This window comes from Amycolatopsis tolypomycina, from assembly GCF_900105945.1.
GTDB lineage: Bacteria > Actinomycetota > Actinomycetes > Mycobacteriales > Pseudonocardiaceae > Amycolatopsis > Amycolatopsis tolypomycina.
Genome location: NZ_FNSO01000004.1, coordinates 8001770 through 8021897, shown reverse-complemented (window position 1 = coordinate 8021897; position 20128 = coordinate 8001770). Strand labels below are relative to the sequence as shown.

General features: G+C 70.8%; 22 protein-coding genes. 14 read left to right on the top strand and 8 right to left on the bottom strand.

The annotated features are described in order from the left end of the window. Positions 1 to 29 precede the first annotated feature (29 nt). Complete coding sequence (locus BLW76_RS46735) at positions 30 to 935, top strand: LysR family transcriptional regulator (protein ID WP_091319062.1); 906 nt, start codon at positions 30 to 32, stop codon at positions 933 to 935. Here the strand turns inward: BLW76_RS46735 and BLW76_RS46730 are convergent. After that, positions 925 to 1530 (bottom strand): TetR/AcrR family transcriptional regulator, encoded by a 606-nt coding sequence (locus tag BLW76_RS46730; protein WP_091319061.1) that lies wholly within the window; start codon positions 1528 to 1530, stop codon positions 925 to 927. The genes BLW76_RS46735 and BLW76_RS46730 overlap by 11 nt on opposite strands. Positions 1531 to 1591: 61 nt before the next feature. Here BLW76_RS46730 and BLW76_RS46725 point away from each other — a divergent pair, with 61 nt between their 5' ends. Continuing rightward, on the top strand, positions 1592 to 2194 hold the full coding sequence (locus BLW76_RS46725) for a peroxiredoxin-like family protein (RefSeq protein WP_091319059.1): 603 nt from the start codon (positions 1592 to 1594) through the stop codon (positions 2192 to 2194). Here the strand turns inward: BLW76_RS46725 and BLW76_RS46720 are convergent. Continuing rightward, the gene (locus BLW76_RS46720; protein ID WP_091319058.1) at positions 2181 to 2732 is read right to left on the bottom strand and encodes a DedA family protein; all 552 of its coding nucleotides are present in this window, start codon (positions 2730 to 2732) and stop codon (positions 2181 to 2183) included. The genes BLW76_RS46725 and BLW76_RS46720 overlap by 14 nt on opposite strands. A 130-nt stretch (positions 2733 to 2862) precedes the next feature. Between BLW76_RS46720 and BLW76_RS46715 the strand changes: the two genes are divergently transcribed. Further along, complete coding sequence (locus tag BLW76_RS46715) at positions 2863 to 3765, top strand: SDR family oxidoreductase (RefSeq protein ID WP_091319056.1); 903 nt, start codon at positions 2863 to 2865, stop codon at positions 3763 to 3765. On the opposite strand, the gene BLW76_RS46710 is transcribed toward BLW76_RS46715, so the two are convergent. Both BLW76_RS46710 and leuA read right to left on the bottom strand, forming a co-directional pair. Further along, complete coding sequence (locus BLW76_RS46710) at positions 3756 to 4733, bottom strand: helix-turn-helix transcriptional regulator (protein ID WP_091319055.1); 978 nt, start codon at positions 4731 to 4733, stop codon at positions 3756 to 3758. The two genes, BLW76_RS46715 and BLW76_RS46710, sit on opposite strands and share 10 nt — an antisense overlap. A gap of 3 nt (positions 4734 to 4736) precedes the next feature. After that, the gene (gene leuA, locus BLW76_RS46705; RefSeq protein WP_167384952.1) at positions 4737 to 6497 is read right to left on the bottom strand and encodes a 2-isopropylmalate synthase; all 1761 of its coding nucleotides are present in this window, start codon (positions 6495 to 6497) and stop codon (positions 4737 to 4739) included. Between the two features lie 228 nt (positions 6498 to 6725). Between leuA and BLW76_RS46700 the strand changes: the two genes are divergently transcribed. Next, positions 6726 to 7091 (top strand): hypothetical protein, encoded by a 366-nt coding sequence (locus BLW76_RS46700; RefSeq protein ID WP_091319051.1) that lies wholly within the window; start codon positions 6726 to 6728, stop codon positions 7089 to 7091. Between the two features lie 176 nt (positions 7092 to 7267). Here the strand turns inward: BLW76_RS46700 and BLW76_RS46695 are convergent, their stop codons facing one another. Continuing rightward, the gene (locus tag BLW76_RS46695) at positions 7268 to 7858 is read right to left on the bottom strand and encodes a nitroreductase family protein (protein ID WP_244170641.1); all 591 of its coding nucleotides are present in this window, start codon (positions 7856 to 7858) and stop codon (positions 7268 to 7270) included. Between the two features lie 228 nt (positions 7859 to 8086). Between BLW76_RS46695 and BLW76_RS46690 the strand changes: the two genes are divergently transcribed. Continuing rightward, a complete protein-coding gene (locus BLW76_RS46690) occupies positions 8087 to 9352 on the top strand; it encodes an aspartate kinase (protein ID WP_091319048.1) in 1266 nt (421 codons plus the stop codon). Continuing rightward, entirely contained in the window at positions 9352 to 10392 is a 1041-nt protein-coding gene (locus BLW76_RS46685; RefSeq protein ID WP_091319046.1) for an aspartate-semialdehyde dehydrogenase, read from the top strand. The genes BLW76_RS46690 and BLW76_RS46685 overlap by 1 nt, the downstream gene beginning before the upstream one ends. Before the next feature lie 47 nt (positions 10393 to 10439). On the opposite strand, the gene BLW76_RS46680 is transcribed toward BLW76_RS46685, so the two are convergent. Continuing rightward, a complete protein-coding gene (locus BLW76_RS46680; RefSeq protein ID WP_091319045.1) occupies positions 10440 to 10940 on the bottom strand; it encodes a hypothetical protein in 501 nt (166 codons plus the stop codon). Between the two features lie 129 nt (positions 10941 to 11069). Between BLW76_RS46680 and BLW76_RS46675 the strand changes: the two genes are divergently transcribed. After that, the gene (locus tag BLW76_RS46675; RefSeq protein ID WP_091319043.1) at positions 11070 to 12260 is read left to right on the top strand and encodes an RtcB family protein; all 1191 of its coding nucleotides are present in this window, start codon (positions 11070 to 11072) and stop codon (positions 12258 to 12260) included. A gap of 16 nt (positions 12261 to 12276) precedes the next feature. Continuing rightward, positions 12277 to 12657 (top strand): hypothetical protein, encoded by a 381-nt coding sequence (locus BLW76_RS46670; RefSeq protein WP_208613515.1) that lies wholly within the window; start codon positions 12277 to 12279, stop codon positions 12655 to 12657. A 111-nt stretch (positions 12658 to 12768) separates the two neighbouring features. Here the strand turns inward: BLW76_RS46670 and BLW76_RS46665 are convergent, their stop codons facing one another. Beyond that, on the bottom strand, positions 12769 to 13911 hold the full coding sequence (locus BLW76_RS46665; protein WP_091320729.1) for an MFS transporter: 1143 nt from the start codon (positions 13909 to 13911) through the stop codon (positions 12769 to 12771). A gap of 182 nt (positions 13912 to 14093) precedes the next feature. Between BLW76_RS46665 and BLW76_RS46660 the strand changes: the two genes are divergently transcribed. The 3 genes from BLW76_RS46660 to BLW76_RS46650 all read left to right on the top strand — a co-directional run bounded on the left by BLW76_RS46660 (position 14094) and on the right by BLW76_RS46650 (position 17106). Beyond that, complete coding sequence (locus BLW76_RS46660) at positions 14094 to 15611, top strand: DHA2 family efflux MFS transporter permease subunit (RefSeq protein WP_244170640.1); 1518 nt, start codon at positions 14094 to 14096, stop codon at positions 15609 to 15611. Then, on the top strand, positions 15592 to 16191 hold the full coding sequence (locus BLW76_RS46655; RefSeq protein ID WP_208613514.1) for an acyl-CoA-like ligand-binding transcription factor: 600 nt from the start codon (positions 15592 to 15594) through the stop codon (positions 16189 to 16191). The genes BLW76_RS46660 and BLW76_RS46655 overlap by 20 nt, the downstream gene beginning before the upstream one ends. A 390-nt stretch (positions 16192 to 16581) precedes the next feature. Beyond that, entirely contained in the window at positions 16582 to 17106 is a 525-nt protein-coding gene (locus tag BLW76_RS46650; protein WP_091319039.1) for a hypothetical protein, read from the top strand. 147 nt (positions 17107 to 17253) lie between these two features. Here BLW76_RS46650 and BLW76_RS46645 read toward each other — a convergent pair whose 3' ends face one another. Next, positions 17254 to 18306: an alpha/beta hydrolase gene (locus tag BLW76_RS46645; RefSeq protein WP_091319037.1), complete on the bottom strand. Its 1053-nt coding sequence runs from the start codon at positions 18304 to 18306 to the stop codon at positions 17254 to 17256. A gap of 151 nt (positions 18307 to 18457) precedes the next feature. Here BLW76_RS46645 and BLW76_RS46640 point away from each other — a divergent pair, with 151 nt between their 5' ends. The 3 genes from BLW76_RS46640 to BLW76_RS46630 all read left to right on the top strand — a co-directional run bounded on the left by BLW76_RS46640 (position 18458) and on the right by BLW76_RS46630 (position 20086). Next, positions 18458 to 19006, top strand: coding sequence for an NADPH-dependent FMN reductase (locus BLW76_RS46640; protein WP_091319035.1), 549 nt, complete (start codon positions 18458 to 18460; stop codon positions 19004 to 19006). A gap of 135 nt (positions 19007 to 19141) precedes the next feature. Then, the gene (locus tag BLW76_RS46635; RefSeq protein WP_086840854.1) at positions 19142 to 19564 is read left to right on the top strand and encodes an organic hydroperoxide resistance protein; all 423 of its coding nucleotides are present in this window, start codon (positions 19142 to 19144) and stop codon (positions 19562 to 19564) included. A gap of 45 nt (positions 19565 to 19609) precedes the next feature. Further along, positions 19610 to 20086, top strand: coding sequence for a Dps family protein (locus tag BLW76_RS46630; RefSeq protein ID WP_091319033.1), 477 nt, complete (start codon positions 19610 to 19612; stop codon positions 20084 to 20086). Positions 20087 to 20128 lie beyond the last annotated feature (42 nt).

The following is a 20128-nucleotide window of genomic DNA, read 5'->3' as shown; positions in this document are numbered from 1 at the left end:
TGTAGCGTTGCTTCAACTAAGCTGGCGGCATGGATCTGGGCCGGCTGCGCACGCTGCGGGAGTTCGCCGACCGCGGGAGCGTGACGGCTGCCGCGCGGGCCCTGCACTGCACGCCGTCGGCGGTCTCGCAGCAGTTGCGGGCGTTGCAGAGCGAAGTCGGCCTGCCGCTCACCGAGCCGGCGGGCCGTGGCCTGCGGCTGACCGACGCCGGCCGCGCGCTGGTCGCCCGCGCCGACGAGGTGCTCGCCGCGCTCGAACGCGCCGAGTCCGAATTGGACACCTACCGCAGCGCGCCGCGGGGGCGGGTGCGGATCGCGATCTTCCAGTCGGCAGGCCTGATGCTGCTGCCGGGACTGCTGTCCCGCGTCGCCGGGTACGACGGCCTGGAGGTCGACGTCCGGGACGTCGACATGACGCCGTCGGAGGTGCCGGGCCTGGTCGCGGACTACGACGTCGTCGTGGCGCACCGCGACGAGCACGCGCCGGAGTTCGACTCCGGCCGGCTCGAGGTGGTGCCGCTGCTGCGGGAGCCGCTCGACGTCGCGCTGCCGGCCGGCCATCGGCTGGCGAGCCGGCGCCGCGTGGAGCTGCCGGAGCTGGCGGACGAACGCTGGATCAGTGTCGACTTCGGCTTCCCGGTGGACGACGTGCTGCGCTCGCTCACCATCCGCACCGGCGTGCGCCCGGTGGTCGTGCAGCGGATCAACGACTTCCGGATCACCGAGCGGCTGGTCGCCGCCGGCCACGGGATCGCGCTGCTGCCGCGGTACACAATGGACACTCGCCGCGGGAGCGGGCTGGTGGGCAGGCCGCTGGCCGGCATCCGCGCGGCTCGGCTGGTGGAGGCGGTGTGCCGCACCGGCGCCCGCCGTCGCCCGGCGGTGGCCCAGGTGATCGAGGAGCTGCGCGCGGAGGTCGGTCACCTCACCGCTTGAAGCCGCGCAGGTAGGCCAGCGCGATGCCGAGCGCGTCCTCCAGCGCCGTGATGTCCTGGCGGATGTGCGCCAGCAGCAGTCCACCTTGGACGGACGTCATCGCCGCCTGCGCCAGCCGGGCCGGGTCGGCGCCGGGATCGAGTTCTCCCTTGTCCTGCAACGTCACCAGCCCGCGCGTCAGGTGCGACTCCCACGTCCGGTACGCCTGGTCGACCAGCGGCGCCAGCTTCGGGTTGTCGCCCACCTCGCCCGCGAGGTTGCCCAGCGGGCAGGCGATCGGCCCGCCCGCGCGGCGGTGGACGTCCAGCAGCTGCTCGGTCCACGTCTCCAGGTCAGCCCAGGAGGCGAGGGTGAAGATCGCCGGCTGGTTGCCGAGTATCTGCTCGAGGTACCGGTCGATCACGGCCGCGACCAGCTGCTCCTTGTTCTTGAAGTAGTGGTACATCTGCGATTTCCCGGCCCCGCTCGCGGCGAGCACCTTGTCGACGCTCGTGCCCGCGACGCCGTCGACGTACATCAGTCCCGCCGCCGCGTCGACGATCGCGTCCCGGGTCCGCTTGCCGCGCGGGGTCGAGGCCGCTGCTTGCGTCTCCATGTACTGAATAGTACAGTTCGACCCACTGTACCGATCAGTACAACTGAGACCAGGGGGACCCATGACGCTCGAAACCGCCCTGACCGGGCTGAACGACCAGCTCCGGAGCGCGCTGCCGCCGGAGCTCGCCGAGGTGCTCGACGCCGACCGGCGCCGCGCCGCGACGGAGTTCGCCGAGGTGGGAACCAAGATCGAAGACTTCACGCTGCCGGGTGCCGACGGTGTGCCGACCAGCCTGGGCGAGCTCGTGGCCGACGGGTCGGCCGTGCTCGTCTTCTACCGCGGCCAGTGGTGCCCGTACTGCAACCTCACGCTGCGCACCTACCAGCAGGAACTGCTGCCCGAGCTGGCGAAATCCGGCGCGAGGCTGGCCGCGATCAGCCCGCAGCGGCCGGACGGCACCGTGCCGGACCTGGAGTTCCCGGTGCTTTCGGACGTGGGCAGCACGGTCGCGCGGAAGCTGGGGCTGAGCTATCCCGTCTCCGCCGTCGTGCGCGAGGCCATGCAGACACTCGGCACGGACCTCGAGCAGGTCAACGGCTCCTGGGAGCTGGTCCACCCGGCGGTCGTCGTGGTCGACCGCGACCGCGTGATCCGCTTCATCGACGTCCACCCGGACTTCGTCACGCGGACCGAACCGGCGGACATCCTCAAAGCGCTCTAGCGGACCGTCTCACGCCGTAGGTGATCACCGAACCCAGGACCAGGGCCACGCCGAGGGAGAGCAGCATGCTGATCCCGGGTTCGGTGACGATCCGGCCGCCGGCGTAGCCGAGGAAGGCCACGTACGACGTCCAGAGTGTGACGCCGATGGCCGAGGCGGCGAAGAACTCCGCCATCGGCCACCGGAGTGATCCGGCGAGGAGGGCGCCCAGCGTCCCGCCCGACGGCAGCCAGCGGGCGACCACCAGCACCGGCCGGGGATGGCGCTGCAGCCGCCCGTCGAGCCAGCCGAGGCCGGCGGCGATCTTCTTCCGCCTGCTCAGCCGGTCCAGCGCCGCCCGGCCACCGAACCGGCCGAGGGCATAGAGCGCCTGGTCGGACGCCAGGCACCCGGCACTCGCCACGGCGATCACCAGCGCCAGCGACGTCCCGCCCTGCGCCGCCGCGACGCCCATGCCGAGGAGGGTCACCTCGGTGGGCAGCAGCGGCACGAGCGAGACGACGAACAGCACCAGCAGTCCCGCCGTCGATCCGTCCACACCTCCATTAACCGCCCGATCGCCGCCGGGCACTCCCGATCGGCGGGGACTCACAGCAACCCGACAGCTCGGCCACAGATTCGCCGAAACCATGTCAGGAGTTGTCATGGTTCGCCGTGAGGCTGGGCGCATGAACACACTTTCCGGAAAAGTCGCACTGGTGGCGGGCGGCACGCGCGGCGCGAGCCGGGCGATCGCCGTCGAACTCGGCCGCGCGGGCGCCTTCGTGTACGTGACCGGCCGGACGACCCGCGCCGGACGGTCCGAAGTGGACCGTCCGGAGACGATCGAGGAGACGGCCGAGCTGGTCGAGAAGGCGGGTGGCCAGGCGGAAGTGATCCGCGTCGACCACCTGGTGCCGGCCGAGGTCGAGACGCTGGCCAAGCGGATCGACCGCCTCGACATCCTGGTCGACGGCCTCTGGGGCGGCGACAACTACCTGGGCTGGGCCAAACCGGTGTGGGAGCACGACCTCGAGGCGGGCCTGCGCATGATCCGGCTCGGCCTCGACGCGCACCTGATCACCAGCCACTTCCTGCTCCCGCTGCTGATCAAGCAGCCGGGCGGCCTGGTCGTCGAGCTGACCGACGGCACGGCCGAGTACAACGCGAAGTACCGCGAAGGCACTTCGCTGCCGTTCTACCTGGCGAAGGCGTCGGCGCACCTGCTGGCGATCGGCGAGGCGGCCGAGCTCGCCGCGCACGGCGCGACGGCGGTGGCCTTCACCCCGGGTTACCTGCGGTCGGAGGCGATGCTGGAGCACTACGGGGTGACGGAGGAGAACTGGCGCGATGCGTGCGAGCGCGTGCCGCACTTCGCGATCTCGGAGACGCCGACGTTCTGCGGCCGGACGGTCGTGGCGCTGGCTTCGGACCCGGACCGGGCGCGGTGGTCCGGGCAGACGGTGAGCAGCGGGCAGCTCGCGAAGGAGTACGAGGTCGACGACGTGGACGGCAGCCGGCCGGACGCCTGGCGGTACATGGTGGAGGTGGCCGACGCGGGCAAGCCGGCGGACGTGACCGGCTACCGCTGAGCGTTGCGGGCGGCCAGTTCCGCGCCGATCGCGGCCAGTGCCGCCCGCACCTCCGCCGGCTCGAGCACCTCGACCCCCGGGCTGAGCGCGACCAGCTGGCCGACGCCGATCTCGGTCCCTTCCAGGGCGAGTTCGGCGTCGGCCCAGCCGTCGGCGTCCGGTGTCCCCAGCGAAACGACCGTGTCCGCCAGGTGCTCGCCGCCGAACACGCGGCGCAGCTCGCGCACCGCCGTCCGGTTCAGCCGGGCGCGCACCCGCAACGGCCGCGCGACCTGCTCGAACGTGGCCGACGACGCCCGCCACCAGGCGGCGAGGTCGAAGTCCGGCGGCCGCTCGAACGCCTCGTCGAGCTGGGCCGCCGAGAGGATCCGCGAGACCCGGTACGTCCGCAGGGCGTCGTCCGGGACCACCCGCGCGACCAGGTACCAGACGCCCGCCTTCAGCACGAGACCCAGCGGCTCGAGCTCTCGCTCGGCCACCTTGTCCCGGCGCCGGTACGCCACCGACACCCGCCGCTGCGCCCACACCGCCTGGGCCACCGTCGCCAGCGAAGGCGGCTCGTCCGCGGAGCCGAACCAGCCCGGTGCGTCCAGGTGGAACCGCCCGGCCACCAAAGCCGCGTGTTCCCGCAGCTCGGCAGGCATTCCCGCGGCCACCTTCGCCCGCGCCGCGCTGCCCGCGGTGTCCAGGCCGAGGCCCGCGAGCGCGGACGGGACGCCCAGCGCGAAGAGCGCGACGGCCTCACGCGCGGTGAGGCCGTCGAGCCCGGAGCGCCAGCCGTCGACCAGGCGGAAACCGCCGTGCCGCCCCTGCTCCGTCCACAGGGGAACGCCCGCGTCGCGCAGCGCCGCCAGGTCGCGGTGCATCGTGCGCTCGGAGACGCCGAGTTCGGACGCGAGCTCGGCGGCGGTCGCGCTGCGCCGGCGTTGCAGCGTGAACAGCAGCGCGACCAGCCGCTCGGCTTTCACGGGCTACCGGCTGGCGCGGTTCACCGCCGAGACGACCGCGCGCAGCGACGCCGTGACGATCGACGGGTCGATGCCGATGCCCCAGAACACGCGGTCCGAGATCGCGCACTCGATGTACGACGCGGCGCGCGCGTCGTCGCCCGGCGAGAGCGTGTGCTCGCTGTAGTCCAGGAGGCGCAGGTCGTACCCGACCGTCGACAGCGCGTCGAAGAACGCCGCGATCGGGCCGTTGCCGCGGCCGGTGATCTCGTGCTCGTCGCCCTCCACGCGGACGGTCGCGGTGATGTCGTACTCGCCGTCGCCGTTGTCGCGCACGTGCTGGCGGACCAGCTCCAGCGGGGTCTTCAGCTCCAGGTACTCGGCCGAGAAGGCGTTGTACATCGTGGTCGGGTCGACCTCGCCGCCCTCGGTGTCGGTGTAGCGCTGGATGACCTTCGAGAACTCGATCTGCAGCCGCCGCGGCAGGTCGAGCTGGTGCTCGGCCTTCATGATGTAGGCGACGCCGCCCTTGCCGGACTGCGAGTTCACCCGGATCACGGCCTCGTACGTGCGGCCGACGTCCTTCGGGTCGATCGGCAGGTACGGGACCTCCCACGGGTACTCGTCGACCGGGACGCCCTGCTTGTCGGCGGCGTCCTTCAGCGCGTCGAGGCCCTTGTTGATGGCGTCCTGGTGGCTGCCGGAGAACGCGGTGAACACCAGGTCGCCGCCCCACGGCGAGCGCTCGGGTACCGGCAGCTGGTTGCAGTACTCGACCGTCCGCTTGATCTCGTCCATGTCGGAGAAGTCGATCTGCGGGTCGATGCCCTGGCTGTAGAGGTTCATGCCCAGCGCGACCAGGTCGACGTTGCCGGTGCGCTCGCCGTTGCCGAACAGGCAGCCCTCGATCCGGTCGGCGCCGGCCTGGTAGCCCAGCTCGGCGGCGGCGATGCCGGTGCCGCGGTCGTTGTGCGGGTGCAGCGACAGGATCACCGAGTCGCGGCGGGCCAGGTTGCGGCTCATCCACTCGATCGAGTCGGCGTAGACGTTCGGCGTGGCCATCTCGACGGTCGCCGGCAGGTTCAGGATGACCGGCTTCTCCGGCGTGGGCTGCCAGATCTCGGTGACGGCGTTGCAGACCTCGAGCGCGTAGGACAGCTCGGTGCCGGTGTAGGACTCCGGCGAGTACTGGAAGCGGAAGTCGGTGTCCGGCTGCTTGGCGGCCAGTTCGACGACCAGTTCCGCGGCCTGCGTGGCGATCTTCTTGATGCCCTCGCGCTCCTCGCGGAAGACCACGCGGCGCTGCAGGATCGACGTCGAGTTGTAGATGTGGACGATCGCCCGCGGCGCGCCTTCGAGGGCCTGGAAGGTCCGCTCGATCAGCTCGTGGCGGCACTGGGTCAGCACCTGGATGCTGACGTCGTCCGGGATGGCGTGGTCTTCGATGATCTCGCGGACGAAGTCGAAATCCGTCTGCGACGCGGCCGGGAAGCCGACCTCGATCTCCTTGTAGCCCATGCGGACCAGCAGGTCGAAGAACTTGCGCTTGCGGGCGGGCGACATCGGGTCGATCAGCGCCTGGTTGCCGTCCCGCAGGTCGACGGCGCACCACAGCGGTGCGCGGTCGATGCGCTTCTCGGGCCAGGTGCGGTCGGGCAGGTCGATGTTCTCGACCAGGTCGAACCAGGGGCGGTAGCGGTGCACCGGCATGGACGTGCCGCGCTGGGTGTTCCAGCCGGGCTGATCAGCGGGCGCGGGGCGAGAGGGCTTGCGGATCTTGCTCATGGGATTGGGGGTGTCTCCAGATCGACGGGTGCGACCGGCACCACGAAGCCCCGCGACGGGGAGCCGGTCCGGTCAGGCCCCGTCGCGGCAGCGAAGCAGGAGAGCACGCGCCACGACCCCACCATAACCAGGCGACGCCGCTTGAGGGAAGCCGGGCCGCAATGTAACCGTGACCCGGACGGTTACTTGTGGGTAGCAATCGGCTGGGTGGCGTGCGAAACTGCGGGCATGGGTGAGCACGCAGAGTCGTCGGAGGAGACCCGCGTCTCCCGTCGCGCCGCCGTCGACTGGCGCCAGACCGGCGGCAAGGTGGCCTCGGTGGTGGCGTCGATCGTCCGCTGGGTCGGCCTGGTCTTCGCCGCGTTCCTGGTGATCCACGTGATCTTCACGGTGGGTTCGGCCAACCCGGACAACGGAATCGTCTCGTTCGTCCGATCCTGGGCCGACAGCCTCGCCATCGGCTTCGGCGACATGTTCACGCCGAGTGACGAGAAGCTGCGCGTACTGGTGAACTACGGGATCGCGGCGATCTTCTGGATGGTCGTGTCGGGGATCCTGGCCAAGGTCATCCGCCGCGTGGGCGGCGCTTCCTGACGTCACCGCGCCGACAGTCCCGATTGGCGCGGTTGCGGCCGTGACCGAACCCGTGACCCGCGTGATTGAAGCCGGAACTCACGTGATTGAGGCCGGAACTCGCCAGTTACGGCCCCAATCACGCGAGATACGGCTCCGATCACGCGAGATCCGTCCTCGATCACGCGTGTTGCGGGTTACAGTGCCGGCTCGCCCCACCGGCCGGTGAACGCGAACTCAGCCAGCGGCAGCCGCACCCGGTCGGCCTTCTCGCGCTCGATCCGCCAGTCCTCCTCCAGCACGTCCGGCGAAGCCGCCGACCCCACCGCGATCGCCACCTTCGAGACCGCGTCGTCCGGCAGGCCGAAGGAAGAACGGACCGCGTCCGGCGAGAAGCCCGCCATCTGGTGGGCGATCAACCCCAGCTCGACCGCCTGCAGCACCAGGTTCTCCGACGCCAGCCCGAGCCCGTACTCCGCGTACGGGACGTCGCCCTTCTCGTTCGTCGTCACCATCACGCCGATCAGCAGCAGGCTCGCCCGGTGCGCCCAGGCCTGGTTGCCCGAGTTCAACGCCCCCAGAATCGCGTCGAACGACGGCGTGCCGCGGACGCCCACCAGGTAGCGGGCCGGCTGGGTGTTGCCGAACGACGGCGCCCAGCGGGCCGCCTCCAGCAGCGCCCGCACCTGCTCGTCGGTCACCGACGCGGAAGAGTCGTACGCCCGCGGGCTCCACCGTTCCGCCATCAGGGTTGCGATCGGGACGCTCGTCACAGCTGGTTTCCGCACCTCGCCGAGACTACCCACGAGTGCTGTGCGTCACTCGGGAGGAAGGGCTCCGCGCATTTCGTTGGTGTTGCGGAAGATTTACTTCCACGAGACCCACCTGACGGGTCCGCCCCACGTCAAGAGGGTGGCGGCCCGCCGAAGCCCCGGTAGGCTCCAGTTCAAATCATGGGACGCGGGGGCTCTCCGGTGCCCACCAGGGAGCCGCCCGGCCCGCGAGGAGGTTCGGGCGTGGCCCTCGTGGTCCAGAAGTACGGCGGATCGTCGCTGGAAAGTGCCGACCGGATCAAGCGCGTGGCGGAACGGATCGTCGCGACCAAGAAGGCGGGCAACGACGTCGTCGTCGTCTGCTCGGCGATGGGTGACACCACCGACGAGCTGCTCGACCTGGCGCAGCAGGTCAACCCGGCGCCGCCGGAGCGGGAAATGGACATGCTGCTCACCGCCGGTGAGCGCATCTCGAACTCGCTGGTCGCGATGGCGATCGCGGCCCAGGGCGCCGAGGCCTGGTCGTTCACCGGTTCGCAGGCCGGCGTCGTCACGACGTCGGTGCACGGCAACGCGCGCATCATCGACGTCACCCCGAGCCGCGTCACCGAGGCGCTCGAGCAGGGCTACATCGCGCTGGTCGCCGGCTTCCAGGGCGTCGCGCAGGACACCAAGGACATCACCACGCTGGGCCGCGGCGGGTCGGACACCACCGCCGTCGCGCTCGCCGCCGCGCTGAACGCCGACGTCTGCGAGATCTACTCCGATGTGGACGGTGTGTACACGGCCGACCCGCGGGTGGTGCCGGACGCGAAGAAGCTCGACACCGTCACGTACGAAGAGATGCTCGAGCTCGCCGCGAGCGGGTCGAAGATCCTGCACCTGCGGTCGGTCGAGTACGCGCGCCGCTACGGCGTCCCCATCCGAGTCCGTTCTTCCTACAGCGACAAGCCGGGCACGACGGTGACCGGTTCTATCGAGGAGATCCCCGTGGAACAAGCCCTGATCACCGGTGTGGCGCACGACCGCTCCGAAGCCAAGATCACGGTCACCGGGGTGCCGGACACCACCGGTGCCGCGGCCCGGATCTTCCGCGTGATCGCCGACGCCGAGATCGACATCGACATGGTCCTGCAGAACGTGTCCAGCACGGTTTCCGGCCGCACGGACATCACGTTCACGCTCTCGAAGGCCAACGGCGCCAAGGCCGTCAAGGAACTCGAGAAGGTCAAGGCGGAGATCGGCTTCGAGTCGGTCCTCTACGACGACCACGTCGGCAAGGTGTCGCTCGTCGGCGCCGGGATGCGCTCGCACCCGGGTGTCACGGCGACGTTCTGCGAAGCGCTGGCCGAGGCCGGCGTCAACATCGAAATCATCAACACCTCGGAGATCCGCATCTCGGTGCTGATCCGGGACGCGCAGCTCGACGACGCCGTGCGCGCGATCCACGAGGCGTTCGAACTCGGCGGCGACGAAGAAGCCGTCGTCTACGCGGGGAGTGGTCGCTGATGGCGGACGGGCTGCGGGTCGGGGTGGTCGGCGCGACCGGCCAGGTCGGTGCGGTGATGCGCAAGCTGCTGGCGGAGCGGGAGTTCCCGATCGCCGAGCTGCGCTACTTCGCTTCGGCGCGCTCGGCGGGATCGAAGCTGCCCTGGCGCGACACGGAAATCACGGTCGAGGACGCCGCGACGGCCGATCTGTCCGGATTGGACATCGCGCTGTTCTCCGCGGGCGGCTCGACGTCGAAGGCGCAGGCCCCGCGGTTCGCCGCGGCCGGCGCCACGGTGATCGACAACTCCTCGGCGTTCCGGATGGACCCGGACGTGCCGCTGGTCGTCAGCGAGGTCAACCCGGAGGCCATCAAGGAAGCGCGGAAGGGGATCATCGCGAACCCCAACTGCACCACGATGGCCGCGATGCCGGTGCTGAAGCCGCTGCACGACGAGGCCGGCCTGGCCCGGCTGGTGGCGTCGACGTACCAGGCGGTGTCGGGCAGCGGGCTGGCCGGCGTCGACGAGCTGGCGGGCCAGGTCCGTGCGGCGGCCGAGCACGCCTCCCTGCTGACCCACGACGGCGCGGCGATCGAGTTCCCGAAGCCGGAGAAGTACGTCCGCCCGATCGCGTTCAACGTCCTCCCGATGGCCGGGTCCATTGTGGACGACGGCGAGCTGGAGACGGACGAGGAGAAGAAGTTCCGCAACGAGAGCCGCAAGATCCTGAGCATCCCGGGCCTCGGCGTCTCGTGCACCTGCGTCCGCGTGCCGGTGTTCTCCGGCCACTCGATCTCGGTGAACGCGGAGTTCGAGCGGCCGCTGTCGGTCGAGCGCGCGACGGAGCTGCTGGCGCACGCGCCGGGTGTCGAGCTGTCGGAGATCCCGACCCCGCTGCAGGCGGCGGGCAACGACCCGAGCTACGTCGGCCGCATCCGCGTGGACCAGGGCGTCGAGGGTGGCCGCGGGCTGGCGCTGTTCATCTCGAACGACAACCTGCGCAAGGGCGCGGCGCTCAACGCCGTGCAGATCGCGGAGCTGGTGGCCCAGCAGCTCTGACGGCGGTTTCGAAGGTGCCCGGTCCCGATGCGCGGGGCCGGGCACCTTCACTTCTTCGGCTTCTTCTGACGGGGCCGCATCGGCGGCAGACCGAACGCCGCCCGCAGCTCCGGCTTCTGCAGCGGCCGCAGCATGACCATCATCAGCCCGCCCCACACGAACAGCCCGACCGGCGTGCTCTGGGATCCGCCGGACGCCGAAGTCGTCGCCAAGCTCAAGATCACGCTGATGACCAGCACCGCCATGAAGGCGCATTCCAGCCAGACGACCGCGAGGATGATCTTGCGTTCGCGCCGGCTCAGCAGCGTGCTGCACCCGGCCAGCGCAACCAGCAGCGCCGCGTTCACCGACACGATCACCAGCGGCCAGGTGGCCTCGCCGGGGTCGGCCACGCTCGTCGCCAGGTACCACACGAGACCGGCGAGGGCCAGGTAGAGCACGGCCTGGGCGGCGATCGCCAAGCGCATCGTCCTGATCCCGCGCCGCACCTCCCGTTCCGCGTTCACGTCGGACAGGGGCAGCGGCTGGTCAGCGCTCGGCTCAGTCACCGGACCAGCGGAACACGGACGGCCGGGGACCGGTCCCGGCGTCATCCACAGTGGACGATCGGAAATCGCCTTGTCCGATTCGACCCCAACGGTCATCCTTGGCTCGCAAGCACTTCAAGGGGAGGAAACATGTACACCGCTGTCGAAGGGTCCCGCGTCCCGATCCGGATGTGGGCGGACCCCGCGTCGGTCGAAGACCAGGCCATGCGGCAGCTGCACAACGTCGCGAACCTGCCGTGGGTGCACGGCGTCGCCGTGATGCCCGACGTCCACTACGGCAAGGGCGCCACCGTCGGCAGCGTCATCGCGATGCGTGACGCCGTCTCGCCCGCCGCCGTCGGGGTCGACATCGGGTGCGGGATGAGCGCCGTCCGGACTTCGCTCACCGCGAGCGACCTGCCCGACGACCTCGGGAAGCTGCGCCGTCGGATCGAAAGTGCCGTGCCGGTGGGCTTCGGGCTGCACAAGACGCCGGTGAACCCGGCCAAGGTGCACGGCGTCGGTGGCTGGGACGCGTTCTGGAAGCAGTTCGGCGAGCTGCACAGCGGCGTCCAGGAGCTGCACGACCGGGCCGCGCGGCAGATCGGGAGCCTCGGTGGCGGGAACCACTTCATCGAGGTCTGCCTCGAGCAGGGCGGCGCCGACGAGGGCCGGGTCTGGCTGATGCTGCACTCGGGTTCGCGCAACATCGGCAAGGAGCTGGCCGAACGGCACATGGCCGTCGCGCGCAAGCTGCCGCACAACGCCGACCTGCCCGACCCCGACCTCGCCGTGTTCGTCGCCGGCACGCCGGAGATGCAGGCCTACCGGCGCGACCTGTTCTGGGCGCAGGACTACGCGGCGCGCAACCGCGCGACGATGGTCGCGCTGGTGAAGCAGGCGGTGCGCGACGAACTGCCGCAGGTCGCTTTCGACGACGCGATCTCGTGCCACCACAACTACGTCGCCGAGGAGACCTACGACGGCGTCGAGCTGCTCGTCACCCGGAAGGGTGCGATCCGGGCGGGCTCGGGCGACCTCGGGATCATCCCGGGCAGCATGGGGACCGGTTCGTACATCGTCCGCGGGCTGGGCAACGACTCGTCGTTCCAGTCGGCGTCGCACGGCGCCGGCCGCCGGATGTCGCGGAACAAGGCGAAGAAGCTGTTCACCGCCGACGACCTCGCGGCGCAGACGGCCGGCGTCGAGTGCCGCAAGGACTCCGGCGTGGTCGACGAGATCCCGGCGGCGTACAAGGACATCGAAACGGTGATTCGTGCGCAGACGGACCTGGTCGAGGTCGTGGCGCACCTCAAGCAGGTGGTCTGCGTCAAGGGCTGACGGTACCTTTGGCGCCATGACGAGGGGTGGAACGATCGCCGCGCTGCTGGCCTCGGCCGCACTGCTGCTGAGCGGGTGCGCCGAGGTCGGCAACGCGGTCGACCAGGGGAGCAGGACGGCGGACAAGGTCTCCGCGTGCACCGAGGCACTCGGGCTCGCCGACCTGAACCCGCTGGTCGACCCGGCCAAGTTCAAGGCGCGCGCCGAGGACAAGGAGCGGCGGCTGCGCGAGCTCGCGGGCGACGTCCAGGACCAGGACGTCAAGAACGCGCTGCTCGGCATGGCCGACTCCTACGTCCAGGTGCAGAAGGAACGCATCGAGGACGCCGGCGTCGTCGCCCAGTGGGTGCAGCGCAACGTCAAGAAGCTCGACGCCCTCCGCGCCGCCTGCAGCTGACCGGTCTCTCAAGCGCCCCAATGTGGCGTTGGTTGCGTCCAACGCACCCAATGTGGCGTTCGGTGCGTCCAACGCACCGAACGCCACATTGGGGCGCATGGGGTGGGGGCGTCAGCTGCGGCTTTCGGCCAGCGCCGGTTCCAGGACCGGCGCCGGGGCGCGGCGGCGGAGCAGGCCCGCCGCGGCGATCACCAGGCCGCCGACGCCGGCCGCCGCGAAGCCCCACTCCGGGCTCGAGTGGTCGATCGCGAAGCCGACCACCGGGCCGCCGACTGCCAGGCCCAGCCGGGTGAAGGCGTCCTGCAAGCCCATGGCCTCGCCGCGGACCTGCGGCGGGGCGATCCGGCTGACCGTCTCGGTCGTGGCCGCCAGCGTCGGCGCGCACAGCAGGTTGGTCGGGATCAGCACGAGCATCAGCAGCCACCACGGGTGGTCCGCCAGGCCGACCGGGATCACCAGTAGCGCGAGCAGCAGCATCAGCACGCCCTGCGGCAGCGACCGCTTCACCGCGCCGTGCACGATGCCGCCGAGGATCGACGCCGCGCACATCACCGCGATGACCAGCCCGGTCACGCCGAGCTCGCCGTTCGCGCGCAGGGCCGCCAGCGTCGCCAGCTCGGTGCCGACGAGCACGAACAACGCGCCGCCCGCGATCAGCAGCGTGCCCACCAGCCGGCCGGTGAGCCAGCTCCGCAGCGGCGGGCGGGGGCCGGGGGCCACCGCTTCGGTGCCGGCGCCGTCCCGGATCGGCGGGTCGACCAGCCAGATCAGGAACGCCGTGCCGCCGAACAGCACGCCGAGCGCGGCCAGCGTCCACGACGGGGAGAACGCCGTGATGGCCGCGATGCCGACCGCCGGCCCGATCATGAACGTGGCCTCGATCGAGATGGTGTCGAGCGAGTAGGCCGCGCGGCGCTCCTCCGCCGGCACGAGCGTGGCCAGCACCTGCCGGGCCAGCGAGCCCGCCGGCACCGAGAGCGCCCCGGCCGGGATCGCGACCACGGCGAGCGCCTCGAACGGCAGGTGCGGCGCGGCGATCCAGAACAGCGTCGTGCCGATCCCGCAGACCGCGACGACCGGGCGCAGCCCGTATCGGTCGAGGCAGCGGCCGAGCAGCGGCGCGCCGAGCGCCATCCCGAGGGTGACGCCGCCGCCGACCAGCCCGGCGGCGCCGTAGCCGCGGCCGAGCCCGGTGACGATATACAGCGTCAACATCACGCCGTTCATGGTCATCGGGAGACGCGCCAGGAACATCAGGGCCATCGTCGAGGGAACGCGGGGGACGGAGAGCACCCGGCGGTAGGGCTGCAGCGGCACGTCCTCGATGAGAACCCAAGGTGGTACGCGCGTGCAAGTTATTTCCCGGTAGCGCGCCGAGATTTTGAGAGTTACTCTCACTTGGTAGTCACTATCAGTTGGGGGTCACTATGAAACAAGTGCAGCCACGCAGGTGGTGGGCGCTCGGCGCGCTCGCGGTGAGCCTGCTGACCATCGGCCTCGACCTGACCGTGCTGAACGTCGCCGTGCCGACGCTGGCCGTCGACCTCGGCGCCACGACCACGCAGCTGCAGTGGTTCGGCAACGCCTACACGCTGGCGCTGGCCGCGCTGCTGCTGCCCGCGGGCCTGCTGGGCGACCGGTTCGGCCCGAAGAAGCTGCTGCTCGGCGCGCTGACGCTGTTCGGACTGGCCTCGCTGTGGTGCGCCTACGCCGGCTCGCCAGGCGAGCTGATCGCCGCCCGGGTCGTGCTCGGCGTCGGCGCCGCGTTCCTCATCCCGCTCTCGCTGTCGCTGCTGAACGTCCTGTTCCCGCCGGAGGAGCGCGCGAAGGCGCTGACGACGTGGGTGATGGCGATGTTCGCGGGCATCCCGCTCGGCCCGCTGCTCGGCGGCTGGCTGCTCGACCACTTCGCCTGGGGCTCGGTGTTCCTCATCAACGTCCCGCTGACCGCCGTCGGCGTCGTCGCGGTGCTGTTCCTCGTGCCGCTCACGCCGGGTGCCGGCGGCGGCCGGATCGACTTCGCGGGCATCGCGCTGTCGACGTCCGGGCTGGTCGCGCTCACCTACGGCTTCGTCCACGCCGGCGAACACGGCTGGACCGACCCGCTGACCTGCGGCCTGATCGTGCTGGGTGGCGCGCTGCTGGCGGTGTTCGCCCGGGCGCAGACGCGGGTCGCCGCGCCGCTCACCGACCTGGCGCTGTTCCGCGAGCCGCGGTTCGTCTGGGGCGCGGTGCTGGCCACGGTGGCGTCCTTCGCGCTGATGGGCCTGTTGTTCGTGCTGCCGCAGCTGTTCCAGGCGGTGCAGGGCGCCGACGCGCTGGCGACCGGGGTGCGGCTGCTGCCGCTGATCGGCGGGATGCTGGTGTCGGCGAAGCTCGCCGAACGGCTGGTCGCCGTCGTGGGGGTGCGCGCGGTCGTCACGGGCGGGTTCGTGCTGCTCGCGGCCGGGCTGGCGTGGGGTTTGACGACGTCGCCGTCGGGTGGCTACGGCGCCACCGCCGGCTGGGAAACCGCCATCGGCCTGGGCACCGGTGCCACGCTGCCGCCGCTGATGACGATGGCGATGGGCGCGCTCACCGAAGGCCGCTCGGGGGCCGGGTCCGCGCTGATCCAGGTACTGCGCCAGGTCGGCGGCACGATCGGCGTCGCGGTGCTGGGCACGGTGCTCAACGGCGTCTACCGCGACGGCGTCGACGTCGGCGGCCTGCCCGCCCCGGTCGCCGACGCGGTGCGGGGCAGCGCCTCGGGCGCGGTCGCCGTCGCGGAGCAGCTCCACCGGCCCGGGCTCGCCGAGTCCGCGCGGGCGGCGTTCACCGACGGCATGGCCGCGACGCTGTGGGTGTGCGCCGGTCTCGCCGTCGCCGGGGCGCTGCTCGCGCTGTTGTTCCTGCCCGGCCGGGCGGGCGCGGGGGCGCAGCCGCGAGAATCGGGGCATGACGTCGTCGCCATCTGAACCAGCGGGGCTGCGCGAACGGAAGAAGGCCAGGACGCGCGCCGCGATCCAGCGGCACGCGTTGCGGCTGTTCCACGAGCAGGGCTACAGCGCCACGACGGTGGACCAGATCGCGGCCGCGGCGGAGATCTCGCCCAGCACCTTCTTCCGGTACTTCCCGACGAAGGAGGCGACGGTCCTCTACGACCCGTTCGATCCGTTGCTCATCGAGGCCGCGGTCGGGCAGTCGGCCGCGCTGAGCCCGATCGGCGCGCTGCGGGCGACGATGACCTTCATCCGCGAGCAGCTGCCCGCCGAGGAGTGGGAGGCGGAACGGCAGCGGCAGGGGCTCGTGTTCCGGGAGCCGGAGCTCCGGAGTGCCGTGATGGACAAGTTCGCCGAGGGCATCGACGTGCTGGCCGACCTGGCCGCGCGGCGCACCGGCCGGGCCGCGGACGACTTCGAGGTCCGCAACTGGGCGGGCGCGGTGGTCGGCGTGGTGCTGGCCGCGTTCCTGGGCGCCGCGGCGGACCCGGAGGCCGACATGCTCCTGGTCATCGATCAGGCCGTCGCCCACCTGGACGCGGGACTGCCACTCTGAATTCCGGAATCGATTTCGCATTCCCGCGTCCACCTCGGGGGGAAACCGTGTGGGTGGCGGTGCGAGCGTGGGGGACGCCCCATCTGGAGCAGTCGAGACACGCGGTCCGACGGAGTGATGAAGCTAAATGATCACTGTTTACACTCGTGTGAGTTACCCGAACGTTCCATAGTGGACGAATGCTACCAGCAGTGACGCTCGGAATCGGTCGAGATGATCTTCAGGGGGACGGGCAAGGTTTCGCCGTTAATCAATTGCGGTCCAGTTCCCTCCATTCAGATCCGGCACGTAAGGGTGTTAAACATCCCGAACCGGTGATCGGGTGGCTTATCTCCGACACGGGGGGTATCGATTTACCTCGTCAGGTCTCCCGAGGCCAGGAGGTAAGGAATGAAAGCCAAATTCGGGCGATCCATCGCCCTGGTAGCCGCCGGCAGTCTGCTGGCGGTCGCGACGGCGGGGATCGCGTCGGCGAGCCCGGTGGGAGGCAAGGGTTCCTCCAGCACCCAGGCCCTCGCCGCGCAGGTGCTCCAGATGCGCGACGACCTCACCAAGGTGGCCTACGCGGGCGACGTCGGCGCCACGCGCGGCGACCTCGGGCAGCTCAGCCCGGTCCTCGCGGACATCGCCGCCGGCAAGCGGTACACGATCCAGACGGACACCCAGCAGCTGGCGGGCCTGGCCAAGGGCCGCGCCGACGAGTCGACCAGGCTCCTGGCCGACCCGACGGCGAAGCCGCGCCAGCTGCCGCCGTTGCCGCTGCCGCCGATCCCGGACCTGCCCGGCCCGCTGAAGATCGTCAGCGACCTCCTCAAGGCGCTGCTGGGTGCCCTGACCGGGATCCTGGGCGGGCTGCTGGGCGCGCTGCCGGTGCCGCCGCTGCCGCTGCCACCGCTGCCGGTTCCAGGGTCGTAGCCACTGGAGGAAACAGGGGGGCCCGGAGCCCGGCCGCGGACATTTCTCCGCGCCGGGCTCCGGGTTCGTTCCGTTCCGAGGTCATGAACGACTCGTTCACTGCGTCAGACGTCATGAAAGAGTCGTTCATGACGTCCGGAAGTAGCCTCAGTCACGTTTGGACAGTCCCTGCCGCAGTGCGCCCGCCATCTCCGCCAGCGCCTCCCGGAACCGCGTCCCCACCCCGGTGAAGTTGATGAACCCGTGGATCAAATCCTCGTGGCGCCGCAAGGCGACTTCCACCCCGGCCTCGCTCAGCTTCTCCGCGTACGCCTCACCCTCGTCCCGCAGCGGGTCGAAGCCCGCCGTCACCACCAGCGCCGGCGGCAGGCCGCTCAAGTCCTCCGCGTGCAGCGGTGACAGCCGCGGGTCCGTCAGGTCCGTGCCCGCCGGCACGTAATGCCCCTCGAACCACTTCATGTGCACGTCCGTCAGGAACAGGTCCTCCGCGAACAGGTCCTGCGAGCGGTAGCGCCGGGCGAAGTCCGTCGCCGGGTAGATCAGCAGCTGGAACGCCGGGACCGGGCCGCCGCGGCGGACCGCCTGCTGGGCCGTCACCGCCGCCAGGTTGCCGCCCGCGCTGTCGCCGCCCACCGCGATGCGGGCCGGGTCCGCGCCGAGGTCGCCCGCCTTGGCCACCGCGTATTCGAACGCCGCCAGTGCGTCCTCCGTCGCTGCCGGGAACGGGAACTCCGGGGCCAGCCGGTACTCGATCGACAGCACCCGCACCCCGGCGTGCTTGGCCAGGAAGCGGACCGCGTTGTCGTGGCTCGCGCGCGTGCCGATCACCCAGCCGCCGCCGTGGAAGAACACCAGCAGCGGTGACTTCTCGGGCAGCCCGACCGGCGTGTACAGCGTGGCAGGCAGGTCGCCGTCAGGGGTCGGCACCGCGATCTCGCGCACCGAAACCGGCTCGATCGGCCGCCCGCTGACCAGGTGCCTGCCCGCGTCGAGCAGGGCGCGCGACTCCTCGACCGAGCCCTGCACGAGCTCGGCCCTGGCGATCTTCTGGAGCCGGAGGAGGAGCTGGGCGTCGAGTGCGAGGTCCTGGCCGTCGATGCGGACGGTCCGGCCGGCGACCGCCCGCCGCACCGGGGTGGGCAGCCAGAACGCGAGCTGGGACGCGGCCGCCTGGGCGCGGACGGGGAGCGGGATCGACACGGGTGCCTCCACGAGCGTCGGGACTGCGCGCGACGTTACCCGTCAGTAGGTATCCGGTCCAGCTGTGACCAGTACCTCGGTCCCAGAGTCTGGTCCTCCAGTTAACTAGAGGGGTTAGCCTGAAAACGTGACTTCAGCCAGGACGATCAACGTGCTCGGGATCGGCGGCTCTCTGCGCGAGGGCTCCCAGTCCGAACGCGCGCTGCACATCGCGCTCGAAGGCGCCGCGGAGGTGGGCGTCCGGACCCGGCTGATCCCCGGCCCGGAACTCGTGCTGCCCTTCTACGACGCCGGCGTCCCCGAACGCGACGAGCGCGCCACCCGGCTGGTGGAGTCCATCCGCGAGGCCGACGGCCTCATCGTCGTCTCGCCCGGCTACCACGGCGCCCTGTCCGGCCTGGTCAAGAACGCCCTGGACTACGTCGAGGACCTGCGGGACGACCGGCGCCCCTACCTCGACGGCCGCGCGGTCGGCCTCGCCGCCGTCGCGTACGGCTGGCAGGCCGCCGTCACCACGCTCGAGCAGCTCCGCACGATCACGCACGCCCTGCGCGGCTGGGCCACCCCGCTGGGCGGCTCGATCAACTCCGCCGAGACCAAGTTCGACGAGGGCGGCGGCGCCTCCGACCTGAAGAGCGTCCGCACCCTTCGCCTGATCGGGCGGCAGGTCGCCGAATTCGCCGTGACGCGCGCCGCATGACGTTTCGCCCGGTCGCAGCCGGGTAACAACCAAGACGTGATGCCTGCCATGTGGGGGCACCGTTCCGCGGGTGCGGGATGTTGTGCCCAGTGAGACGTCCGCTGTGGGGCGTCCGGGACAGAAGGCAGGCTGAACATGGGTCAGGCGCTCTACACCGCGGTGGCGACGGCGCGCGGCGACGGCCGCAACGGCGAAGTGACGTCCTCGGACGGCGTCATCGACGAGTCGCTGGCCATCCCGAAGGAGATGGGCGGCCCCGGTGGGGACAAGACCAACCCGGAGCAGCTGTTCGCCGCCGGCTACTCCGCCTGCTTCCACAGCGCCCTGCAGCTGGTCGCCCGGCAGGCGAAGGTGCCGCTGAACGGCTCGACCGTCACCGCGGAGGTCAGCGTGCTCAAGCAGGAGGTCGGGTTCGGCCTCGGCGTCGCGCTGAACGTGTCGCTGCCGGGTCTCGACCAGGCCCAGGCCGACCAGCTGGTCGAGCAGGCGCACCAGGTGTGCCCCTACTCGAACGCGACCCGCGGCAACATCGAGGTCGCGCTCTCCGCCACAGTCTGACCCGCACCCCGGTCCGAACCAGTCAGAGGAAAGGATCAACACCAGATGAGCAAGTCTCCGATCAAGAGCCCGCTTTCCGAGGCCGACAAGGAGATCACCGGCAACGCCCTCCAGGCCACGCTGGTCGACCTGGTCGACCTCTCCCTCATCGCCAAGCAGGCGCACTGGAACGTCGTCGGGGCGAACTTCCGCAGCGCGCACCTGCAGCTCGACGAGCTGGTGAACACCGCGCGCCAGTACGTCGACGAGGTCGCCGAGCGCGCCAACGCCATCGGCATCTCGCCGAACGGCAAGGCGAAGACCGTCGTCGAGAGCTCGGGTGTGCCCGAGTACCCCGACAACTGGCAGTCGGTCGAGTCCACGGTCGCCGCGATCGTCGACATCCTGGCCGCGCTCATCGAGCGGCTGCGCCAGCGCATCGACGAGACCGACAAGAGCGACCTCGTCACGCAGGACCTGCTGATCGAGATCACCCGGGCGCTGGAAGAGGCGCACTGGATGTGGCAGGCCCAGCAGGCCTGATTTTCCGCCACGAAAGGGCCGTTCTCCGGCGGGACGGCCCTT

Excerpts from the sequence above, each read along its gene's own strand:
- BLW76_RS46735 (WP_091319062.1), top strand. The coding sequence starts at position 30 with ATGGATCTGGGCCGGCTGCGCACGCTGCGGGAGTTCGCCGACCGCGGG.
- BLW76_RS46730 (WP_091319061.1), bottom strand. The coding sequence starts at position 1,530 with ATGGAGACGCAAGCAGCGGCCTCGACCCCGCGCGGCAAGCGGACCCGG.
- BLW76_RS46725 (WP_091319059.1), top strand. The coding sequence starts at position 1,592 with ATGACGCTCGAAACCGCCCTGACCGGGCTGAACGACCAGCTCCGGAGC.
- BLW76_RS46715 (WP_091319056.1), top strand. The coding sequence starts at position 2,863 with ATGAACACACTTTCCGGAAAAGTCGCACTGGTGGCGGGCGGCACGCGC.
- leuA (WP_167384952.1), bottom strand. The coding sequence starts at position 6,497 with ATGAGCAAGATCCGCAAGCCCTCTCGCCCCGCGCCCGCTGATCAGCCC.
- BLW76_RS46700 (WP_091319051.1), top strand. The coding sequence starts at position 6,726 with ATGGGTGAGCACGCAGAGTCGTCGGAGGAGACCCGCGTCTCCCGTCGC.
- BLW76_RS46685 (WP_091319046.1), top strand. The coding sequence starts at position 9,352 with ATGGCGGACGGGCTGCGGGTCGGGGTGGTCGGCGCGACCGGCCAGGTC.
- BLW76_RS46675 (WP_091319043.1), top strand. The coding sequence starts at position 11,070 with ATGTACACCGCTGTCGAAGGGTCCCGCGTCCCGATCCGGATGTGGGCG.
- BLW76_RS46670 (WP_208613515.1), top strand. The coding sequence starts at position 12,277 with ATGACGAGGGGTGGAACGATCGCCGCGCTGCTGGCCTCGGCCGCACTG.
- BLW76_RS46665 (WP_091320729.1), bottom strand. The coding sequence starts at position 13,911 with ATGTTCCTGGCGCGTCTCCCGATGACCATGAACGGCGTGATGTTGACG.
- BLW76_RS46655 (WP_208613514.1), top strand. The coding sequence starts at position 15,592 with ATGACGTCGTCGCCATCTGAACCAGCGGGGCTGCGCGAACGGAAGAAG.
- BLW76_RS46650 (WP_091319039.1), top strand. The coding sequence starts at position 16,582 with ATGAAAGCCAAATTCGGGCGATCCATCGCCCTGGTAGCCGCCGGCAGT.
- BLW76_RS46635 (WP_086840854.1), top strand. The coding sequence starts at position 19,142 with ATGGGTCAGGCGCTCTACACCGCGGTGGCGACGGCGCGCGGCGACGGC.
- BLW76_RS46630 (WP_091319033.1), top strand. The coding sequence starts at position 19,610 with ATGAGCAAGTCTCCGATCAAGAGCCCGCTTTCCGAGGCCGACAAGGAG.